At 58.5% G+C, this 19,797-nt stretch carries 19 protein-coding genes; 10 read left to right on the forward strand and 9 right to left on the reverse strand.

Annotation, left to right across the window (positions count from 1 at the left end):
* Positions 1–1,062, reverse strand: coding sequence for a sensor histidine kinase (locus Q1A00_RS17055; RefSeq protein WP_298408648.1), 1,062 nt, complete (start codon positions 1,060–1,062; stop codon positions 1–3).
* Between the two features lie 551 nt (positions 1,063–1,613).
* Between Q1A00_RS17055 and Q1A00_RS17060 the strand changes: the two genes are divergently transcribed.
* Positions 1,614–2,519: a LysR family transcriptional regulator gene (locus Q1A00_RS17060; RefSeq protein ID WP_298408646.1), complete on the forward strand. Its 906-nt coding sequence runs from the start codon at positions 1,614–1,616 to the stop codon at positions 2,517–2,519.
* Here the strand turns inward: Q1A00_RS17060 and Q1A00_RS17065 are convergent.
* The 5 genes from Q1A00_RS17065 to Q1A00_RS17085 all read right to left on the reverse strand — a co-directional run bounded on the left by Q1A00_RS17065 (position 2,497) and on the right by Q1A00_RS17085 (position 9,459).
* Complete coding sequence (locus tag Q1A00_RS17065; protein WP_299757999.1) at positions 2,497–4,740, reverse strand: ATP-dependent helicase; 2,244 nt, start codon at positions 4,738–4,740, stop codon at positions 2,497–2,499. The genes Q1A00_RS17060 and Q1A00_RS17065 overlap by 23 nt on opposite strands.
* A 95-nt stretch (positions 4,741–4,835) precedes the next feature.
* A complete protein-coding gene (locus tag Q1A00_RS17070; protein WP_298408636.1) occupies positions 4,836–5,744 on the reverse strand; it encodes an MBL fold metallo-hydrolase in 909 nt (302 codons plus the stop codon).
* A 103-nt stretch (positions 5,745–5,847) separates the two neighbouring features.
* Positions 5,848–7,125: a stage 0 sporulation family protein gene (locus tag Q1A00_RS17075; protein ID WP_298408633.1), complete on the reverse strand. Its 1,278-nt coding sequence runs from the start codon at positions 7,123–7,125 to the stop codon at positions 5,848–5,850.
* 32 nt (positions 7,126–7,157) lie between these two features.
* Positions 7,158–8,714 (reverse strand): adenylate/guanylate cyclase domain-containing protein, encoded by a 1,557-nt coding sequence (locus Q1A00_RS17080; RefSeq protein ID WP_298408630.1) that lies wholly within the window; start codon positions 8,712–8,714, stop codon positions 7,158–7,160.
* A gap of 25 nt (positions 8,715–8,739) precedes the next feature.
* The gene (locus Q1A00_RS17085) at positions 8,740–9,459 is read right to left on the reverse strand and encodes a metal-dependent transcriptional regulator (RefSeq protein WP_298408622.1); all 720 of its coding nucleotides are present in this window, start codon (positions 9,457–9,459) and stop codon (positions 8,740–8,742) included.
* A gap of 514 nt (positions 9,460–9,973) precedes the next feature.
* Between Q1A00_RS17085 and rnhA the strand changes: the two genes are divergently transcribed.
* The 9 genes from rnhA (at position 9,974) to kynU (ending at position 16,987) form a co-directional block, all read left to right on the forward strand.
* Positions 9,974–10,690, forward strand: coding sequence for a ribonuclease HI (rnhA, locus tag Q1A00_RS17090; RefSeq protein ID WP_298408619.1), 717 nt, complete (start codon positions 9,974–9,976; stop codon positions 10,688–10,690).
* A gap of 285 nt (positions 10,691–10,975) precedes the next feature.
* A complete protein-coding gene (locus tag Q1A00_RS17095; protein ID WP_298408616.1) occupies positions 10,976–11,545 on the forward strand; it encodes a nitroreductase family deazaflavin-dependent oxidoreductase in 570 nt (189 codons plus the stop codon).
* An 11-nt stretch (positions 11,546–11,556) separates the two neighbouring features.
* A complete protein-coding gene (locus Q1A00_RS17100; RefSeq protein WP_298408613.1) occupies positions 11,557–11,727 on the forward strand; it encodes a hypothetical protein in 171 nt (56 codons plus the stop codon).
* Between the two features lie 9 nt (positions 11,728–11,736).
* Complete coding sequence (locus Q1A00_RS17105) at positions 11,737–12,240, forward strand: CPBP family intramembrane glutamic endopeptidase (protein ID WP_298483135.1); 504 nt, start codon at positions 11,737–11,739, stop codon at positions 12,238–12,240.
* 213 nt (positions 12,241–12,453) lie between these two features.
* Positions 12,454–12,696, forward strand: a complete 243-nt coding sequence (locus Q1A00_RS17110; RefSeq protein WP_298408607.1) for a hypothetical protein — start codon at positions 12,454–12,456, stop codon at positions 12,694–12,696.
* 185 nt (positions 12,697–12,881) lie between these two features.
* On the forward strand, positions 12,882–13,127 hold the full coding sequence (locus Q1A00_RS17115) for a hypothetical protein (protein ID WP_299758008.1): 246 nt from the start codon (positions 12,882–12,884) through the stop codon (positions 13,125–13,127).
* A 152-nt stretch (positions 13,128–13,279) separates the two neighbouring features.
* Complete coding sequence (locus Q1A00_RS17120; protein ID WP_298490154.1) at positions 13,280–13,858, forward strand: peroxidase-related enzyme; 579 nt, start codon at positions 13,280–13,282, stop codon at positions 13,856–13,858.
* Positions 13,859–14,294: 436 nt separating this feature from the next.
* Entirely contained in the window at positions 14,295–15,581 is a 1,287-nt protein-coding gene (locus Q1A00_RS17125; protein WP_298402869.1) for a polysaccharide deacetylase, read from the forward strand.
* 137 nt (positions 15,582–15,718) lie between these two features.
* Entirely contained in the window at positions 15,719–16,987 is a 1,269-nt protein-coding gene (gene kynU, locus Q1A00_RS17130) for a kynureninase (protein ID WP_299758011.1), read from the forward strand.
* Between the two features lie 108 nt (positions 16,988–17,095).
* On the opposite strand, the gene Q1A00_RS17135 is transcribed toward kynU, so the two are convergent.
* From Q1A00_RS17135 to Q1A00_RS17145, 3 genes are all read right to left on the reverse strand, one after another.
* Complete coding sequence (locus tag Q1A00_RS17135; RefSeq protein ID WP_299758014.1) at positions 17,096–18,157, reverse strand: restriction endonuclease; 1,062 nt, start codon at positions 18,155–18,157, stop codon at positions 17,096–17,098.
* Between the two features lie 225 nt (positions 18,158–18,382).
* Positions 18,383–18,832 (reverse strand): hypothetical protein, encoded by a 450-nt coding sequence (locus Q1A00_RS17140; protein WP_298402874.1) that lies wholly within the window; start codon positions 18,830–18,832, stop codon positions 18,383–18,385.
* Between the two features lie 263 nt (positions 18,833–19,095).
* Positions 19,096–19,779: a Crp/Fnr family transcriptional regulator gene (locus Q1A00_RS17145; protein ID WP_298490152.1), complete on the reverse strand. Its 684-nt coding sequence runs from the start codon at positions 19,777–19,779 to the stop codon at positions 19,096–19,098.
* Between the last annotated feature and the right edge of the window lie 18 nt (positions 19,780–19,797).

Consider the following 19,797-nt stretch of genomic DNA (forward strand, 5'->3'; position numbering starts at 1 on the left):
TTACGGCAACGGGATGGTCGCCGCAACACGGGTACCACGCCCAATCGAACTTTCGATCCCGAATTCACCCTGCAACAAGACCTCAATCTGTTGGCGCATGTTGGCCAATCCCATATTTTTGCGCGTACCAGCACTCGCAATCGCCTCTTGCACAGCAAAGCCGCTGCCGTTGTCTTCAATCAGAATTTGGAGGGTGTTGTCGCTATTGTCGAGCATCACGCGCGCTTGGGTGGCGCCAGAATGGCGTACAACATTGTTGATCGCTTCTTGGATGAAACGGAAGATCGTTACTTCATAGTGGCTGGGTAAGCGTTGATCGAGGTTTTGCACCATTAAGCTGACATCGATTTTGTGTTTTTCAGAAACTTGCGTAACATACCGGCGCAAGGTCGGAATCAAGCCCAGATCGTCGAGCGTCATCGGACGCAAATCGAAGATGAACTTGCGCGTTTCTTGCAACGTATTGTTGACCGCATTCTTCAGTGCCACCAATTCCGCCCGCGCCTGATCGAGATCACGGTCGAGCAACCGCTGACAAATTTCTGCCCGCAACACGAGATTACTCATCGACTGCGCTGGGCCATCGTGCATTTGGAGTGAAATGCGCAACCGCTCACTCTCTTGCGATTGGATAATGTTGGCGATCATCGTCTGCGGGTCAAACGGCAGATCAGCCACTTTGGCGCTGCGCTCCAACTGTGCGGCTGCTTGTTCGAGCAATTCGACAAATTCGCTCAACAGGCTTTGACGGTTGCGCAACGTCTCGCGCCGGGTCTGCAACTGATCGACCTGTGCGCGCATCGTTTGTAAACGCATTTGCACTTCGATCAGCGAGGTATAGAAGGTCTTGATATCAGTCTTTTCGTAGCGCTCAAGATTGACATCGAGATCGCGCACGCGATTAGCGATCGAGGTTTCGCGCAGCGAGAGTTTGTCAACTTCGGTCATCCCCTGCCGCAGCAACGACTCAACCTCATTAATCTCGCGGCGGGTACGATCGATCTCTTCGCGGTACGTTTGGATAGCTGCGGTGATCTGCTGTTGCACTTCTTCGCCTGCCACGGCTGATTCTCCTGCGATGCCGGCGCCGCCGGCGCGAATCTGCTGTTCAGATTATAGACGTTTCCGCGCTGTGATGCAATGAGTGGTAATTAAGATAGAGTCGCACGGTCGTGGATTGGGTAATGGTGGGGGCAACCCACCTCCGGCCCCCACGAGGGGGGAGGGGGCTGATCATTGTGCGGGCGCTGCGCACCCGCAACCCGCTTCGGCGCGGTAGAGCGAATGGACGGCCCCCAGCTCGCTTACGAGCGGGGAGGAGGCGAGTGTGCTCGCTATAGGTGAGCCGCACGGTTGTGTGACGGAACGGCCCTCACGAGGGGGGAGGGGGCTGATCATTGCGTGGGTGCTGCGCATCCGCAACCCACTTCGGCGCGGTGGAACGAATGGACGGCCCCCCAGCTCGCTTACGAGCGGGGAGGAGGCAACGAACTCGTAGACGGGTTTGCACCTCACCCCTACCTTTGCCACTGCTTACCGTCACTCACCATTATTGATACTGGCGTCTGGTATCATACTATGCAGAGTTCAGCGCCGAACAGAAGGGCACAAGCATGGAACTTCGCCATTTACGGTATTTTGAGGCAGTTGCTCGCCACTCACACGTCACCCGCGCCGCAGCCGAGTTACACATCGCGCAGCCGGCGCTCAGTAAGCAGATCAGCCAGCTCGAACGCGAGCTGGGGATTACGCTGTTTGATCGGGTGGGGCGCAGCCTGCGCCTAACTGAAGCCGGCGAGGCGCTGTTGCCATACGCTCGCGCGATCTTGGCTCAAGTTGAGGACGCGCGCGCGGCTATGGCCGAACGGGTAGGGCTAAAGGCTGGCCGAGTGTCGATCGGCGCACCGCCGACCGTCGGTGCGCATCTGCTCCCGCCACTGTTAGCCGCGTTCCACCAACGCTATCCCGGCATTACCCTCCGCTTGCACGAGGCCGGCATTCAGTCGCTGCTCGATCTGCTTGAGGCGGGTTTGACCGATCTGGCCGTTGTCACTTTGCCGGTCAGCGATGAGCTGTTAACGGTGACCCCATTGTTGAATGAGCCGTTGGTGTTGATCGTTAGCACCTCCCACCCGCTGGCCGGACGGGGCGACGTGACGATGGCCGAACTCCACAATGAACGCTGGATCTTGTCGCCGGCCAGTTATGAGTTGCGCGAGGCGACGCTCAAGGCATGCCGTGAAGCGGGCTTCAACCCGCAGACGGTGATGGAAGGGGGGGAAACCGAGACGTTAGTGCGGTTCGTGGCTGCCGGTTTAGGGATTGCGCTGGTACCGGCGCTGGCAGTGGCCAGCTTCCACAATGTGGTGAGTCTCACCATTCGCGATCAGAATTTGACCCGCTCGCTTGGCTTAGTTTGGCGCAGTGATCGCATCGCCTCGCCGGCTGCCCGCGCTTTGCGCGACTTTCTGGTCAGTGCATTGCAGCAGCGCCCGGTTAATGAGCTGATCCGTCCGTGATGGGTTCGAGACGGGCAAAGCTGGCTAAGAGCCGCCGCTCGCGATCGGGAAAACGCACCGTGACCTCTTCGTCGCCTTCGATCAGCCGGCTGCTGACCACAATCCCTTCGCCAAAGGTCGCATGGCGTACCCGCTGGCCGGGGAAGAAGATAGCGTTGAGCGGGGCCGGCAACGGTGTGCTGCGCTCGCGCTCACGGCGGGCAGGCGGCTGATTGAACGAGCGCTCATTGAACAGTGCCGGCTGCGGCGCTGAAATCGTCCGGTAGCCACGTCGCCGCAACAGTTTGAGGAGGGTCGGCGGAATATCGGCCAGAAACCGCGAGCGCGCGCTCACTGTCACCCGGCCAAACAGAGCACGCTGCGCCGCATGGCAGAGGTACAACCGGCGTTGGGCGCGCGTCATGCCCACGTACAGCAACCGCCGCTCTTCTTCGAGCGAGTCGCGATCGGTCTGCGAGCGGCTGTGCGGCAATAAACCCTCTTCGATGCCGAGCACAAAGACGTAGGGGAACTCCAACCCTTTCGCCTGATGCAAGGTGATGCACGTCACCACATCACTGTTGCGATCGAGCGAATCGACGTCGGCAATCAAGGCCACATCTTCCAGAAACGCGGCTAACTGGTTCTCGATCGGCAGATTAGCGTAGGCTAACGCAGCATTACGCAACTCTTGCACGTTGCGCCAGCGATCATCGGCTTCGTCGGCGTCGTATTCGCGTTTCAACGCCGCCTGCACCTCCATCCGGGTCAGCAGGTAGTCGATCAGATCACCCAGCGCCATGACCTCGCGCAGCCGATTGAGTTCGGCAATGAGGGTATAGAATTCTAACAAAGCGCTGCGGGCGCGCGCGGCAAAGGGATGGTCGGCAGGATCACCGGCTAATTCGCTGAGCGCTTGATAAAGCGGTACCCCCAACTGCCGCGCCCAGACGATCAACTCGCTGACGGTGCGTTCGCCGATGCCGCGGCCCGGCCAGTTGATCACCCGCTGTAAGCTGACGCTATCGTAGGGGTTGGCAGCCAAGCGCAAGTAGGCAAGTACGTCCTTGACCTCTTTGCGCTCGTAGAAGCGTACCCCGCCTACCACGTGGTACGGCAGATGAGCTTGCACCAATGCCTCTTCCACTAAGCGTGATTGGGCATTGGTGCGGTACATAATCGCGCAATCGCCGGGGCGAGCCACGCCTTCAGCAATCAGGCGCAAGATTTCACCAACCACAAACGAGACCTCATCTTCATCATTGACCGCCTCGTAGAGAATGACTTGCTCGCCTTTGCCGTTGGTCGTCCACAACCGTTTCGCATATTTGCGCTGCGGACTAGCATTAATCAACGCTTGCGCCGCATCGAGGATTGCCTGCGTACTGCGATAATTTTGTTCGAGCATGATCACCGTGGCGTCGGGATAATCGCGCTCGAACTGCAAGATATTGCGAATATCGGCTCCGCGCCACGCATAGATACTTTGCGCCTCATCGCCGACCACGAACAGATTGCGCTCGCGTTCGGCTAACGCGCGCACCAGCAGGTATTGGGCGCGGTTGGTGTCTTGATACTCATCAACCATCAAAAAGCGGTAACGCTGCTGATAATGGGCGAGCACAGCCGGATGCTCGCGGAACAGCCGCACCGTCTCGCCGAGCAGATCGTCAAAGTCGAGCGCATTGCTCTCGCGCAAGAGAGTTTGGTAGCGGGCGTAGCAACGGGCAACAACCTCATCGAAATAGCTGCGGGTATGACGAGCAAACTCTTCTGGGTCAACCAGTTCGTTTTTCGCCTGCGAAATCGCGCTGAGGATAGCGCGCGGCGGATTCTGCTTTTCGTTGAGGTTGAGGTCGCGCAACACTCGCTTCATTAAGCGTTCTTGGTCATCGCTATCATAGATGACGAAATCGCGCTCGCGGCCAAGATGGACAATATCGCGCCGCAGCCAGCGGGCGCAGATCGCATGGAAGGTACCCACGGTCAGATCTGCGGTGACAGCCTCGCCCAACAACTCCACCAGCCGCTCGCGCATCTCGCGTGCGGCCTTGTTGGTGAAGGTGACAGCCAGAATGTGCAGCGGATCAACGCCTGCTTCGGTGATCAGATAAGCAATGCGGTGGGTCAACACACGCGTCTTGCCGCTGCCCGGCCCGGCCAACACCAACACTGGCCCCGTGACGGTGGTCACGGCGCGTTGTTGCTGCGGATTGAGGTTGGTAAACAGGTCGGTGGCCATTTTTGATTCCGGTGCGTAGCTAGCTTGCAGTATACCATATCAAAGCGGCGCACGCAGTGCGCCGCCTGTCGGCTGCAGAAGCCGTCCGCACGGTTCTAGGAGGTGGGGGGTGCTTGGCGGCGTTTGAGTTCATAGCGGATCATGCCGGCCACACTCATGCGCGACCAACTGCGTGCCACTACCCCCGCCGGGCCATCGTCAGGATAGGGTACCCAGCGCGCTGCCAAGGCATCAACATCAGGATCGCCATCATCAAGCGCCCGGTTGACCAGATCAACCAGTTCGGCCAATCGTTCGGCGGCGTAGGTGAGCTGATAATCAACATCGTCGTGCGGGCCGTAGTGCGTCACGTAGATCCGCGGCAGGTTCAGCGCGCGCAACTTAGCGATAGTATGCTGATGCGCTTCAAGGTTATAGGTAGGCACCGGCGTAACCGGGAACACGAGACCCCAGCGTTCCATCACCAAGCCAGCCGCGTCGCCAATAAACAAACCACCGCTCTTCAGATCGCGGTACGAGAGATGGTCGGGCGAGTGGCCGGGAGTGGCGATAGCTTCGAGCACCACATCGCGGCCCAAATCGAGGCGCAAAGCTTCGGCGGGGTGAATACGATCGGCAGGAATTGGCAGCAACTCGCCGTGCAGCGGCCATGCCTCTTCACCGACGGCCCGGCGCACGCTCGCCATCAGTTTGGTTGGATTAACCAGATGCTCAGCCACACTGCTGTTAATGTAGACCGTAGCATTGGGCAGCGCAGCAGCGAGATGACCAGAGCCGCCGCAGTGATCCATATGAATATGAGTGCAGAGGATATGGCGCACTGCTTCGCGCGGGATCCCCAGCTCATCAAGGCCAGCCAACGTCTTCGGCGCAGTCAGCGCCGTCCCAGTCTCGACCAGCGCAATCTCTTCGCCCCACACCACATAAGTCACACCCACGCCGGGCAAGCCGAGCAGCTCGTGATCGATCGCCCAAATGTGTTCATCAACCTGAAAAATCTCCATCCCTTCCCTCGTTATCTGCAATTGGACACACAACAAACCGCCTGCCCAGTGCAAGGCGGTGAGGAACCAGCCGCGACACGAGCAGCATCGTGGGAAATGCGGGCTATTTACCGGTATTGCGCCGTCGCCGTCGCCGTTTGCCTGTATCGCCTCCCGGAGTGCCTGCCGGCTCTTGCGGTGAGGGTTTAGTAGCGGGTGGATGTTTCCCCGACGACTTAGCAGCGGCGGCGGATGGATGTTTCCCCGGCGACTTAGCAGCGGTGGCGGGCGGATGTTTCCCCGGCGACTTGGCCGGGGCAGCCGGCGCATCATCGGCGGCATTCCCTCCTCGGCGGCGCGCCCGCGACTTTGGCACCAGTTGCTGCTCTGCGTCACGACTTGATTCTATTATGGGCGGTAACACCGGCGCAGGCGGCGAGAACGATGGCTCATCATCTTCCAACAAACTAAGATCATCGTTCCACTCGAAAGCATCAACCTCATCGCGCAGCATCCGGCGTTCACCACGCTCGGTCTTAGCCGGACGCGCCGGCGTAATTCCCTCAGCCGCGCGCGCGCGCGCCAGCGCCGCCACCTGTTCGGTAGCCAGCGTAATCTGCGGTATATCGTAGGTCTCGATCATCCCGCTGCTGGCCAATTGCACCAACACTTGCTGCTTAAGCACGTGCTGGCCGACCACCTCACCCGGCCCATCGGGCGTCATCACCCACGTGCCGCGTTTAGGCAACTGGCTGCGCATTTCCAAATACTGCTCGTGTTCGTATGAGAGGCAACAGAGCAACCGCCCGCAAACCCCGCTAATCTTGCTCGGATTCAGCGGCAGGTCTTGGTCTTTGGCCATCTTGATCGAGACCCGAGCGTAATCGGGCAGGAAGGAGGCGCAGCAGAGGATCCGGCCACATGGGCCAATACCGCCAAGCATCTTCGCCTCATCGCGCGGCCCAATTTGGCGCAGCTCGATGCGCGTCTTGAACGTGCGGGCCAAATCGCGCACCAATTGGCGAAAATCGACCCGCTGATCGGCGGTAAAGTAAAAGGTCAGGCGGGAGCCATCGAAGGAGTATTCGGCCTTCACCAACTTCATCGGCAAGCCGTGCTCTTGCACCTTCTCGGCGCAACGGGCCAGCGCCTCGGCGTGATACTGTTGCAACTCGGCCATGCGGGCCAAATCGGCATCTTCGGCGCGCCGCACCACTGGCTTCAATTCGCCGACAATAGCGTCATCGCCCACTTCGCGCCGTTCAAACGCCACCCTTGCCAACTCAAGGCCGCGCACCGTCTCAACAATCACCGGATCACCGGTATGGAGTTCGAGATCGCGCGGGTCGAAATAATAGATTTTGCCGCTATCTTTGAACCGAATACCGACAACAATTGGCATACAACGTCTTTCTAAGCCAATCCACCCAGTCCTTACGGCCCCACATAGACTATCGTCGCCTGCCCGCCGGGCTTGGCGCGCGGGCCAAGCACTTTATACGCGCGTACCCGCTGCTGCTTGCCCTTTAGTTGCAACTCACCCATCTCTTGCAGCTCGAACTGATCGCTCACCAAACGGGCCGTATCTTCGCCAATAAACACCGTGCCCGGCTCAGCAGCCGATTCGAGGCGGGAAGCGGTATTCACGGTATCGCCAATCGCAGTGTATTCAAGCCGGTGGCGCGTGCCGAAAAAACCAGTATAGGCCGGGCCGGTATTCACCCCGATGCGAATGGTAAACGCCTTATCGGGATCAAGGCGGCTGACTAACCGCTGTTGGGCTTGCTGCATCTCAACCGCGGCTGACACTGCGCGCAGGGCATGTTGCTCGTCGAGCGGCTCGTCAGGCAGGCGCGGTGCGCCGAAAATGGCCATAATGCCATCGCCGATGTACTTATCGACCGTGCCATTGTAACGGAAGATGACCTCGGTCATTTCGTGCAAATACTCGTTGAGCAAATCTTGCACTTCACGCGGCGACAGCCGTTCGGAAAGCGCAGTAAAGCCCTTCACATCGGCAAAGAGCACCGTCACCAGTTGTTCCTGCGCTTCCCAGAGTTTTCCGTGCTGGGCGACGTAGCGCGAGAGCGCGTGGGCCACATTGGGCGAGAGGAAGCGTTCGAGATTTTGCCGCACCTGCCCCTGCACCCGCAACTCTTCGGTAAGGCGGGCGCGTTCGATCGCCACTGCGGCCAAATTGGCAATCGCCACGACCATATCGCGGTCACGGGTAGTAAATTGTTCGCGACCGGGCGAGTCGAGCAAGATAACGCCGATCGTGCCGCCTTGGGTCAGCAGTGGCGCGCAGATGGCCGAGCGAATGTTCGCGGCGATAATGCTCTTAGAACCGGCAAACTCCATGCGGGCATCGTGGGTGAGCACCGCTTCACCGCGATCGATCGCTTTGCGCACAATGCTACCGGCAATCGCCACATCGCCGGTGCCGGGAGGCAAAATCACGCGCGGCACCAGCTCGTCGCCCTTGCGCAGAAGCAAGAAGCCGCGCTGCGCCGGCACCAGCCGGATAATCTCCTCCATCACCAAATCGAGCAGCTCGCGGTAATCGAGTGCCTGATTAACCCGCATGCTCAGTTGGTAAAAAGCTTGCAGATCGGTGGGTTGCAACTGCAGTTCGTGCGCAGCAACCGCTTGCGACTCTGAGGCGACCGGAAAATAGCGGTTATCATCAAGCACCACGCTCTGGGCGGCCCGGTCTTCATAGAGTAGCTCGAAGGGGCCGACCCCGATCACATCACCGTCGTTGAGCTGCTCTTCCTTCACCCGCAGGCGATTGACCGTCACCCCATTCCGGCTATTGAGGTCAATCACCCATGCCCGCCGTCCGCGCAACTCAACGCGCGCATGCTTGCGCGAAACGATTGCGTGGTTCAACACAATCTCATTGTCGAGCTGGCGACCAATCGTAAGGCCGCGCTCGGTAATCGGGAACGTGCGCTGCTCACCGTGAATGGTGACTGTGATCCGCGCCATAAATGTGCTCCAGACCTACCGGCGCCTACTCTTCACCAGCGAGATCGCCCCAAATTAACTCAGCAATATGCGTGGGCACGGTAATCGACAACCCCGGACGTTGGAGGGTGACGCCGATTGCGGGAATATTATCAGTGATGGTAAAGGCAGCGCCCGGCACTAGGCCATTAGCTTCGAGAAAGGCGACAATCGGCGTCTCTTCTTCGGCTTCTTCCGCAATGCGGCGAATGGTGAACGAGCGCCCCGGCTGGGCCGTATCGAGCCGGGTATTGCCGGCGTAGACCTCGTGTTGGCCGGGAATCGGATTACCGTGCGGGCACGTTGTCGCCTGCCCAACCAGTGCTATAATCCGCTCTTCCATCACTGGCGAGAGGGCGTGCTCGAGCCGGACGGCCTCTTCGTGAATCAGATGCCATGGCAATCCCATAACATCAACGAGAAATCGCTCGAGGATTCGATGACGACGCACCATCGCCTCGGCCAATTGCAACCCGCTAGGAGTGAGCGTAATTTCACCATGGGCATTGCGCTCGATAAAGCCTTTTTCGAGCAAGCGCGATACAATATGGGTCACGGTCGGAGGCTGTACTTTCATCCAACGGGCCAGCCGGGCCGCAATCACCGGCTCGTTGCGCGCCGCGAGGTAGTAAATCACTTCAAGATATTCACGTTCTTTCGCGGTTGGCTCGCCGGCTGAGCTGGTTTGCCGGCGGCGTAACGATGCGACTGACTGAGAATTGTTCATACCTGCTTCCTCAACGCCCGTAAAGTAGCCGAGCGGCGCTTGGGGGCGTGCCGCGATTAACCGGAAACGGGATCGGCTGCCGGCATTCATGCTATCCTTCATTATAGCAGACGCGCTTAGCTCACGGCACCCGAAAAGAGGGACGATCGCCAGTGCGATACCACACTACTGGTAACTAAAAATAGTATTCCCCGCCATTATGGCGGGGAATACGTTTCGGAGAAGGGGGTCACCGGTTCGGTAAAGCCTAACGGGCCTCACCAGCGGTGACACCCATACGCTTACTACTCATGGGCATCACCTCCTTCATGCCTAATCGGCTGTATGATGTGCGAGTACCGACATTGGTACTATACCTAAGGTTGCTTACAAAGTCAAGGGTTGCGGGCAAGATCTTTTTACGGCGGAGTGTGCTCGGCACAGGGGCAGATCACGCGCTGTTCTGCCGGTCGTCAAGCTCGTGAAGAGCTGGTATAGTAAGCGGCAGTCAGCAATTGTCACAGTGAGACGCGCTATGAGCCAGAAGCAGCAATACTACCTCGTCGTGCGTGGTCGCCAACCGGGCCTATACCGGCGATGGCACGGCGCAGACGGCGCCCAAGCGCAGGTGGACGGGTTTCCCAATGCGTTGTACAAGCGTTTTGCCACGTTGGCTGCCGCGCGTGAGTGGGTTGCTACGCTTCCGCCGGCAGAACGGGCCCAAGCGCAAGCGTTGCTCCCCGCGGAAGCGGAGACGTTACCGGTTTCGCCAACCGACACGCCGGCGGGGACAGTTGTGATGTATGCTGATGGCAGCGCGATTGGCAATCCGGGGCCGGGCGGGTACGGGGTGGTGTTGCGCTACAACAGCCACTACAAAGAGCTTTCCGGTGGGTTTCGCCTCACTACCAACAACCGGATGGAGCTGATGGCATGCATCGCCGGACTGCATGCGCTCAAACGGCCCATGGCGGTTACTATCCACAGCGATTCAGCGTATGTGGTAAATGCGATGCAGAAGGGATGGGCGCGGCGCTGGCAGGCGAACAATTGGATGCGGAGTGCGAACGAATCGGTCAAGAACGCCGACCTATGGGCCGAGCTGCTGGCCTTGTGTGAGCGTCATCAGGTGACGTTTGTGCATGTGCCGGGCCATAGTGGCGTGCTGGATAACGAGCGCTGCCACGAGTTGGCGCTCGCAGCCGCGCAACAACCTGACCTGCCGCCCGATGAGGGGTTTGTTGCAGCGTAGGGATGCGGCGGTATCTTCCACTCGCCCGATGGCCCCATCACTCGGACGTGAGGATAGCCAGAACGCATGAGCGTAGATGCGGTTGATGGCCTTAGGACGCGGTGGGTCACTCGCACCCCCAGCCCCTCTCCTACTGGCGCGGGAGAGGGGCGTGCAAAATTGGGCGTTGAGGTATCGTAAAGTGATCGACGGTGATGCTCAACCAAATGTGCTGTCCGCCCCCGAATCTCAAAGGGGATTAACTCCCGGCTTGCAATGCAGGGATGAAGCGACAGGTGTCTACACTTGAAAGATGATCATCTTGGGCCTTACCCTTCGCATCCCGTTGTGCGCGCGATCTTCCGGTTGCCGATCCTGCTCTACCGGTTGGGTTTAGGGGCGCTGGTCGGCAGACTGTTTATGATCGTCACCACTACTGGGCGTAAGAGTGGCTTGCCTCGCCGGACGGCTATCGAGTTCCATACGTACTATGGCCGTAAATATGTCGTGAACGGGTACGGTATGCGGTCAGACTGGTACCGCAATATCCTCGCCGATGCGCGCGTGACGATCCAGACCGCTGATGGCGTTGAACATTGCCGGGCGCGGCGAGTAACCGATGACGCTGAATTGGCTGAGGCGTATGGATTTGTGGAAGCCAACCCAACGTTTCGCCGGTTTGTCCAAGTGTTGGGAGTTGACCTCAGCCGCGAGCAATTCATCGCCCACAAGGATCGCTGGTATTTGGTGACGTTCGACCCGACCACTGAGCCAACCCCGCCACCGCTGGCCGCCGATTTGTGGTGTGTGTTGCCGTTGGCGGCAAGCATTAGTGTGGTGTTCGCTCTCGTGCTAGGCCGGCGCGGGCAGCGTTGAACGGAGCGATGATGAACAATTTGCCACAAGCGCATGCCGGTAAATCAACCGTCCAGCAAGTTGCGCTGGTGCTGCCGCTGCTGGTCATCCTCAGTATAAGTGGAATATTTCTGATCGCAGCGCGCTGGTTGGGCCGCGAGGCCGGCTATCTCGGCGGGTTCGCGATCTATTGGCTCGTCTGATGCTTACTCGTGCCACGGCAGCTTTTGGGCAGCGCAGCATGGATAACGATGTGGCGCGAGCGAGTGGCACTCTTTAGCCGGCTAAACTGGCCGGTTGCCCTACTTTGGGTGATCGTTATCGTGATCGAGATCGTGATGTATGCGGAAACGTTCGTTGCGGCGCCGTTATCGCTTATCGCGCTGGCTATCCCGTTGGCGATGATCAACGGTTGCGGCGAAGAGCTACTGTGGCGCGGAATGTATGTTCATCTCTTTCCACGCAACATCTGGTTGGCAATGGTGTATCTCTCGTTCGGCTTTGCACTCTGGCACCTAGCGCCGCAGATCATTTTTCCCGCCGAGAGTGTGATAGAGTTTGTCGTAGCAACCTTATGGCTTGGGTTGGCGTATGGCGTGATTGCCTACCGCACAGGCGCGGTGACGTGGCCAGCCCTCGCTCACAGTTTGAGCGGCATTGTCGCCCTCAGCGGTTTCCTTGCGCCGAGTCTGCTGGTGCTCATTGCAAACATCTAAACCGGGCAGCGTCGCGATCCCAACTATGTCGATGATCGACCGCCTTCTCTTCCGCTGTGGCGTTGATGCGTCGCTATCGGAGAGGAGTTGCTTCATAACCCCTTCGCCTGTCGTTGTGGGCAATGCGTTGGGTGGTGCATGGTTGGCTGCATTGACTGTGCCAGTCTTGCTCGAATTTGCCCATAGCATGGCAGCCGTGCTCGTGGGAGCGTAGTGGCGCGGACAGCATTGCGGTTCGCTGCCGATACCACCAATCGAGCCGAACGGTGGCGGGTGGCGCTACCGCTGCTGATCGTTCCGTATCTGGTTGTCAATCTGCTCTTTACGGTATTCTCATTCTGGCATCCGCTTGGCGGTGATGGAGTCTCTGTCGTCACTAGGATTGGTTCGATTAGGTTGGTTTCTTTTTGGCCTTCTTTACTGGCAGCGTATGGCCTCGGCATCCACGCACTATGACCCAATCCACGCCCTTGCCGGCGGTACGGCAGGCCGAATGGTGGTTGATCACCGGGTTTGGTTTTGTCCTAGCGGCGGTGGTTTTGCTGCTCTCCATTAGCTTTGGGTGAAACAATATCGCAATCAACGATCCGCTATTCCTTCTTGCTTATGGCCCGAGCTGGTGCGCGTTTACGCCACTGGCCTTGCAAGGGCAAGGGATCATCAGCGGCGTACCAGCGTGGTTGCACCTGCTCGGCGCGTATGGTCCGCTGGCGGCGGCGTTCATCGTCACGCTGCTAACGGCTGGCCCCGCCGGAGTGGGCGAGTTGGCGGGCTGGATGGCGTGCTGGCGGATCGGTTGGGGTTGGCTGCTGGTGGCTGCATTCAGGCCGGTGGTCGTCTTTGGGGGTGTGGTGATGACGCTGCGCCTGATCGACGGCACGTGGTAGGCCGCGGTGCTTTGGCCATATGGCCGAACTGCCGCAACTAAGTTGGCTGGTGGGGTAGGCTTTACTCCTGCCCACGTTTTGTCACTCTCGTTGGGCATAGTCTAGTATGATAGAATATCTGGTAATTGGATACCACCAAAGGAGTCCTACCTATGATCAACGACGATCGCCCGATTAGCCGGTTCCCGGTTGTTGATCGGATTATCGATCTGCCGCCCGACATCCGCGAGCGGATCGAGCAGGTTGCCGAAAAGAGCGGCTTCATCCCGAATGTCTTTCTCTTGCTAGCCCACCGTCCTGACGAATTTCGCGCCTTTTTCGCCTACCACGATGCACTGATGGAAAAGCCATCGAATCTTACTAAGGCTGAGAAAGAGATGATCGTGGTCGCGACCTCAGCGGCCAACGACTGTCTCTATTGTGTGATTGCCCATGGCGCGATTCTGCGCATTCGTAGTAAGAACCCACGGCTCGCCGATCAGGTTGCCACCAACTATCGTCGCGCTGAAATCACTCCCCGCCAGCGTGCTATCCTCGACTATGCGTTGAAGGTAGCCGTTGACTCAGCGCGGATCAGTGAAGACGACTGGCAGCCGCTGTATGCACACGGCCTCACCCAAGCCGATATCTGGGAGATTGGCGCAATTGCGGCCTTCTTCGCAATGAGCAATCGACTGGCCAACATGAGCGCACTGCGTCCGAACGACGAGTTTTACGCGCTGGGGCGATAATAGGTACTCCTGCTCTCGCCCCTTATCATTGCGTGAAGGCACCGCTGCACAAAAGAACCCCCTCACCTCAGCTCGCTCCCCGTTGGGGAGAGGGAGGAGACAGGCATGCTCCCTTCTTCCAGCCCCTGCAAGGGGCTTGCGTGGCCTGAGGTAGTGCTTTAGCTTGCCCATTCCATCGTGCGCTTTTATCGCCCCTCCTCCACAAGGGGGAGCGAAGGTGTCTGTCATAGCGAGGGCGCCCAGCGCCCGCGACTATCTCATCCCCTAACCCCAGCCTTCTCCCCACCGGAGAAAGGGGGCGTGCTCGCTCTATGGGAGCCGCACGGCCGTGCGGCTGTACAGGCATTCGTCGCCGCAATCACCAAACACGGTAGACAGCCGCGATCAGGCGTGTTATATTCAAGACAAATTGCCGCCCATATCCAACCTAACTGGCATGCAAGAGATTGTCATTCCATTTCACATTGTGATCGGAGCGCGCGCGCCGCAGGGGTATCCGTTGCGGGCGAGCTGTGGTGGTCGCAGTGCCGAAGAGATAATGCCGCCGCCAGTGCTGGTGAATCCGCCGGCTGAATCGGCGACTGAGTTGGGGGAATGGCTGTTGCCGGCGCCCATCCGGCGGTTGTTGATCGAGACGGCGCGCGAAGCTGCCGAGCATGGGGCGCGCATGCAGGTGCGACTAGAGATTGCTGCACCTGAATTGGCGACGCTGCCGTGGGAGTGGCTTACCCTGAGCAATGGCAAGCAACGTTGGCAACCGGCGCTCCGCGACGACTACCCGCTGGTGCGGATCAGCCCCCGCGCGCTGCGTCCGTTGCCGCCGCGCCGGGTCGCTGGGCCGCTGCGGATGCTGATCGCGGTTGCCCGTGGACATGAGATAGTCGCCGATGCGCTAGGAGAGGCGCTGATCGAGCCGGTGCGCGCCGGGAAGCTGGTGGTTGACCGGCTGCGCGATGCGACCGCCGATGAGATTGTGGCTGAGCTAGCTGCCGAGCCGCGCCATCTCTTGCACTTGATCGGCGAGTTCGAGCAGCCGCCGCGCCAAGCGCCGCGTATCCGGCTGGGGCGGGCGGTGAGCGCCGGTGAGTTGGCTGAGTTGTTGGTGAGTATTGACGAACTACGGTTGCTAACGGTAGCGGGCGCGCCGCCGGAGGCTTGCGTAATATTTGCCGCCGCGCTCCATGAAGCTGATGGCCGGGCAGTGGTGGCGTTGCCTGATCTCAGCGTAGCAGCGCAGGTGCGCTGGAGTGCAGCGTGCTATCAGGCGCTGGCTGCTGTCGAACCGGTTGATATTGCTATGACAATAGGCCGGGCGGCTTTGGCAAACGCGCAAGAGCCGTGGGGTGCGCCCCAGCTCTATCTCGCTCCCGGTGGTGAACAGCTCTTTCGCCCCGGTGAACCGCCGATTGCGCCGGCTCCGCCGGAAGCGGTGCGCCCGCTGCGTCAAGTCACTACCGTGCCGCGGCCACGGTTTGCCCCGACTGAAACGAGTGTGGGTGCGCCGACCAAGCGCTTGCAAGACTTGACCCGCCGGCTTCGTATACAACCGCAATTAGTGGCGCTGATTATCGCCAGTCTCGTGCTAATCGTGCTGGTCAGCCAAGTGCTCCATTTGCCGGGCAGCAACGCTGTACCCACGCCGGTGGCAACGCCAACCCCGCCACTGTTGCTCGATCCGATCCGCATCCCGGTGCCGACCCTCTTCCCTACTCCGGCGCCGTGAACAACGCCAAGGCGCACAGCGTGTTTGGTAATGATCTTGTTGGTGATCGTTCATGGTTACATAATCATACATACATCGTCCCAATGGGAAGTACCGGAAGCTCCTGCGTATCTTGGTCTCTCCAGAAAGGAACGACGATGACCGTCCCACTCGATGCCGCCTACGCCGATCAGCTTGACGCTGCTGATGATCTGGCCGGGTTGCGGCAGGCGTTTGTCAACGATGAACCTGACCTGATCTACCTCGATGGCAATTCGCTTGGGCGGTTGCCGCGAGCGACGGTGGATCTAGCCGCCGATTTAGTACGCCGTCAATGGGGTACACGCCTGATTCGCGGTTGGAATGAGGGATGGTTTGATCTGCCGGAGCGGATCGGGGCGAAGATTGCGCGCCTGATCGGCGCTGAACCTGATGAAGTGATCATCGCCGATAGCACGTCGGTAAACCTGTTCAAACTGGTGATCGCTGCTTTGCGTGCTCGCCCCGGCCGTGAGCGAATGATTAGCGACGACCTCAATTTTCCCTCTGATCTCTACATCTTGCAGGGAGTAGCCGATCTGCTTGGCGGGCAGTATGAAATCGCGATGGCCTATTCGAGTGACGGCATCCACGGCCCGGTCGAGACGATCCTTGGCTTGCTTAATCGCAACACTGCTTTGCTCACCCTCTCGCACGTCACCTTCAAGAGCGGCTTTCTCTACGACATGCAGGCCCTGACTGCCGCGGCTCATGCGGTGGGGGCATTGGTGCTGTGGGATTTGAGCCATTCGGTGGGTGCGGTACCGATCAACCTCAATGAGAGCAATGTCGATATGGCGATTGGCTGTTGCTACAAATACCTTAACGGTGGGCCGGGTGCGCCGGCGTTTCTCTATATTCGGCGTGATTTGCAAGAACAACTGGTTAACCCAATTGCCGGCTGGATGGGGCAACGCAACCTGTTTAATTTCGATCTCGATTACGAACCGGCCCCCGGCCTGCGCCGGTTTCTCACCGGCACGCCGCCAGTGGTGTCGCTGGCGCTGATCGAGCCGGGCGTCGATTTGGTGCTGGCGGCGGGGATCGAACGATTACGGGCGAAGTCGATTACCCAGACCGAGTATCTGATTGGGCTATGGCAGCAGTGGCTTGCCCCACTCGGCTATACGCTCAACTCACCGCGTGATCCGTCCCGACGCGGATCGCACATCTCGCTTGGCCACCCGGAGGGGTTGGGTATTGATTTGGCGCTGATTAATGAGCTGGGCGTTTTACCTGACTTTCGTGCTCCCGACAACATTCGGCTTGGGATTGCTCCGCTGTACACCAGCTTCCGCGACATTCACACCGCCGTTGAGCGCATGGCGCAAGCCGTGACCGAGCAGCGCTATCTTAAGTATCGCGATCATCGCCCGGCGGTGACGTAAGGGTTACGATCCCCTCTGTGGTTGGCACAACAGCAGACATCGCACTTCAACTATGACTGCTGCCAACATCACAGTGACTCTCGTCGATGGTAGCTCTATCCACCGACGTTACCATCTATTCCGGTTGGCAGGCCATGTGTTCAGCAACCGAACTTGATCATCAGCCTGCTTGTTACTGGTATGCGTTTCGAGGTAGAGGCCATTGGACAACCGGACTGGAGCAAAGAAATCACGGCCATTTTTGTGGCGTGGCTCGTGGTTGACGAGATAGCGGGTGTGTCCAGTGGCAATCTTCGTTTGGGTGTTAATGCGGCCCTCGCGGATAGCACGCTCAGCCGCTTCGATTAACTTGCTGGCGACACTGCCGCGTGGCTGTCTGAATGGTAGTGATTGGGGCGAAGGTGACGAGGGTTGACTGTTAGGCAACGGTGACAATGGTTGACTGTTAAGATTTGCAATCGCATCCCACCATTCCTCATCAAGCGACAACGTTGTGTACGTCTCAGTTTTCACTCCGAGCTGGTGCTGGAATAAATCGATCAACTGCTCGCCATTCACTAGGCTAATTCGCGTTCTAGCTGGCGCTTGGGCTTCACGTTTTGCGTCAGCCGTGAAATCGCTGGTGGTGATGATAACACCTTGCTCTCCGGCCGCCAACGCACCGCGCAATGCCTGTACGATAGGTGCCTGTACATTTTGCTTCCACCGCTTGACCTGCACCGCCACTTTGACTTCAGCAATAGCGCCGACCTTGAGCACGCCACGCACATCGATCCCACCATCTTTTTGGTAACGCGTGACGTTGATAGTATCTTCGGCAAATCCCAAGGCAATGAGCAACTCGCCAATCAGCGCCTCGAAGCGATCGGGCGGCATCGTTTGTAAGCGTTGGTGCAATTGGTCGCGCACCGTTTGATTTAGTTCATCAATCTGACGGACAACCGGATGTTGAACGGGTGCGGCTAAAGCAAACGTGCCACGACCAACTCTCTGAAAACGTGAATCGGGCGACTTCGTATCAACGTAGAGCCGCGACCCCATTGTTGCTTCTGGCGTCTGTCCATTTGTTTTGAGGATACCAAGATCGAGGGCACGCCGGGTTATTTCACTGTAGTGCAGCGGCTCACCGGCTGATTGTAAGATGTGATACGCAGCGTCGAGGAAGTCCATGGTTGTGTGCGATGTGTTCGTGTGAATTCACTCACAATGATTTGGAACATGTCCATGTTCGATCGATTGCGATGTGCTCGGATGGGTAAACCGCTCATTCCATTGATTGGTAAAGCGCAATTGAGCATATTCTAGTCTACCCAGAAAATCCTTGTCAAGAAGTATATGGACACTCATTACAATGGCTACTATTCTTCACCTCTTTGCTCGCCTCCCTCTTCCCCATTACTCCCCTTCCAAATCGTACACTGGCAAGTACCCGTTGCGGGCCAAGACGCGGCAGAGCAGGCCGTATCCGACGCCTACCACGGTGAACAGCGTGAAGGTAGGCAAGAATCCGAGCCGGTTCGGGGTAATGGCCACCAACGACCCAAACAGCGTCATGATGCCGGTGGAGGTGACGATAAAGGCGGTCGTGCCCGGCGGGATGGCGCGATCACCGGCAAAGGTGGGGCGTTTGCGCCGCTTAAGGATGTGAACAAGACCGCGACCAAAGGCGATGCTCAGCCAGAGAAAGGAACCCGCGATGAAGGCGATTGGCAAAGCGCCGAGACTAAACCACCTCAGCACGTGTGGTTCAGGTATGAGGATGGTCGTCAGGGCAAAGCCGCCGAGTGCGCCGCCGAAGAAGACGGCAGCCATAATCAGAAAGGTGATGATGGCCGGTCGTCGCATTCGCTACTTCTTTCATTGGTGAACCATGCGATGTCGCCAGTTGGATTACGGTTTCAACGGTATTGCCGGATAGATGGCGAGTATTACGTTAAAATCGATAAAGTTTTCGTTGGAGATGAGCCATGATCACGTTATCTATTAATCATTCGCTGGGCGTGATGCTCTAGCACGTTTTACCAATCACCTCCGTGTGAACATATTGCAGCCGTACTCTTGGCAACGCGCACGTTTATGTGCCACGAGCTTTACTACCAGCAGCCCTATCACAGTGCAACGCCTCGATATCGGCGTAGGCCCTCGCTATCGCGCACGATGATCTGGCCACGACTGCTCCTAATCAAGCCATTATCGTTGAAGTCGGCCAAAATTCGGCTCACCACTTCGCGTGAGGTACCCAACTCGGTAGCGATCTGCTGATGGGTGGCGCTAATGGTTGGTGGGTCACCTTGGGCGTGCTTAAGCAAGAACTCGGCGAGTCGTACATCGACGCGGCGAAAGGCGATCTCATCGACAATCGCCATGACCGTTGCCAGTCGGTACGAGAGGAGTTGAAACACGTAGTCGCGCCACGGGCTGTAGCGATCGATCCAGTCACGAAAGGTTGCCTGATCGATAATAAAGGCGGTTGCATCTCGCTCAACGGTGGCAATTGCCGGAAAGTTGCGCTGGCTGAGCACACAACTTGTGGTAAGGATGCAGCTCTCACCACGGCCAAAGCGGTAGAGCGTGATTTCACGCCCCGTTTCGCCAATTTTAAAGACGCGGACTTGTCCGTCGGCCAGCACGGCGAAGGCACTGCATTCATCGCCTTCAGCGAAGATGGTTGCGCCTGCCGGCAGGCGCACGAGGCTTGCCTGCGCGATAAAATCACGCGCAATTGGCGTGGTTGGATCGCGCAAGAAGGGTAATATCTCGCTGGCTAGACGCAGTTCGTGCGGTTGGAGCATACTGGTTAACGCAAAGAC

The sequence above is a fragment of the uncultured Chloroflexus sp. genome, assembly GCF_938091255.1.
GTDB lineage: Bacteria > Chloroflexota > Chloroflexia > Chloroflexales > Chloroflexaceae > Chloroflexus.

Coding starts and splice junctions, on each gene's coding strand:
- Q1A00_RS17125 (WP_298402869.1), top strand. CDS start 14,295: ATGCAAGAGATTGTCATTCCATTTCACATTGTGATCGGAGCGCGCGCG.
- Q1A00_RS17145 (WP_298490152.1), bottom strand. CDS start 19,779: ATGCTCCAACCGCACGAACTGCGTCTAGCCAGCGAGATATTACCCTTC.
- Q1A00_RS17120 (WP_298490154.1), top strand. CDS start 13,280: ATGATCAACGACGATCGCCCGATTAGCCGGTTCCCGGTTGTTGATCGG.
- Q1A00_RS17060 (WP_298408646.1), top strand. CDS start 1,614: ATGGAACTTCGCCATTTACGGTATTTTGAGGCAGTTGCTCGCCACTCA.
- Q1A00_RS17085 (WP_298408622.1), bottom strand. CDS start 9,459: ATGAACAATTCTCAGTCAGTCGCATCGTTACGCCGCCGGCAAACCAGC.
- Q1A00_RS17140 (WP_298402874.1), bottom strand. CDS start 18,832: ATGCGACGACCGGCCATCATCACCTTTCTGATTATGGCTGCCGTCTTC.
- Q1A00_RS17075 (WP_298408633.1), bottom strand. CDS start 7,125: ATGCCAATTGTTGTCGGTATTCGGTTCAAAGATAGCGGCAAAATCTAT.
- kynU (WP_299758011.1), top strand. CDS start 15,719: ATGACCGTCCCACTCGATGCCGCCTACGCCGATCAGCTTGACGCTGCT.
- Q1A00_RS17080 (WP_298408630.1), bottom strand. CDS start 8,714: ATGGCGCGGATCACAGTCACCATTCACGGTGAGCAGCGCACGTTCCCG.
- Q1A00_RS17100 (WP_298408613.1), top strand. CDS start 11,557: ATGAACAATTTGCCACAAGCGCATGCCGGTAAATCAACCGTCCAGCAA.
- Q1A00_RS17065 (WP_299757999.1), bottom strand. CDS start 4,740: ATGGCCACCGACCTGTTTACCAACCTCAATCCGCAGCAACAACGCGCC.
- Q1A00_RS17135 (WP_299758014.1), bottom strand. CDS start 18,157: ATGGACTTCCTCGACGCTGCGTATCACATCTTACAATCAGCCGGTGAG.
- rnhA (WP_298408619.1), top strand. CDS start 9,974: ATGAGCCAGAAGCAGCAATACTACCTCGTCGTGCGTGGTCGCCAACCG.
- Q1A00_RS17070 (WP_298408636.1), bottom strand. CDS start 5,744: ATGGAGATTTTTCAGGTTGATGAACACATTTGGGCGATCGATCACGAG.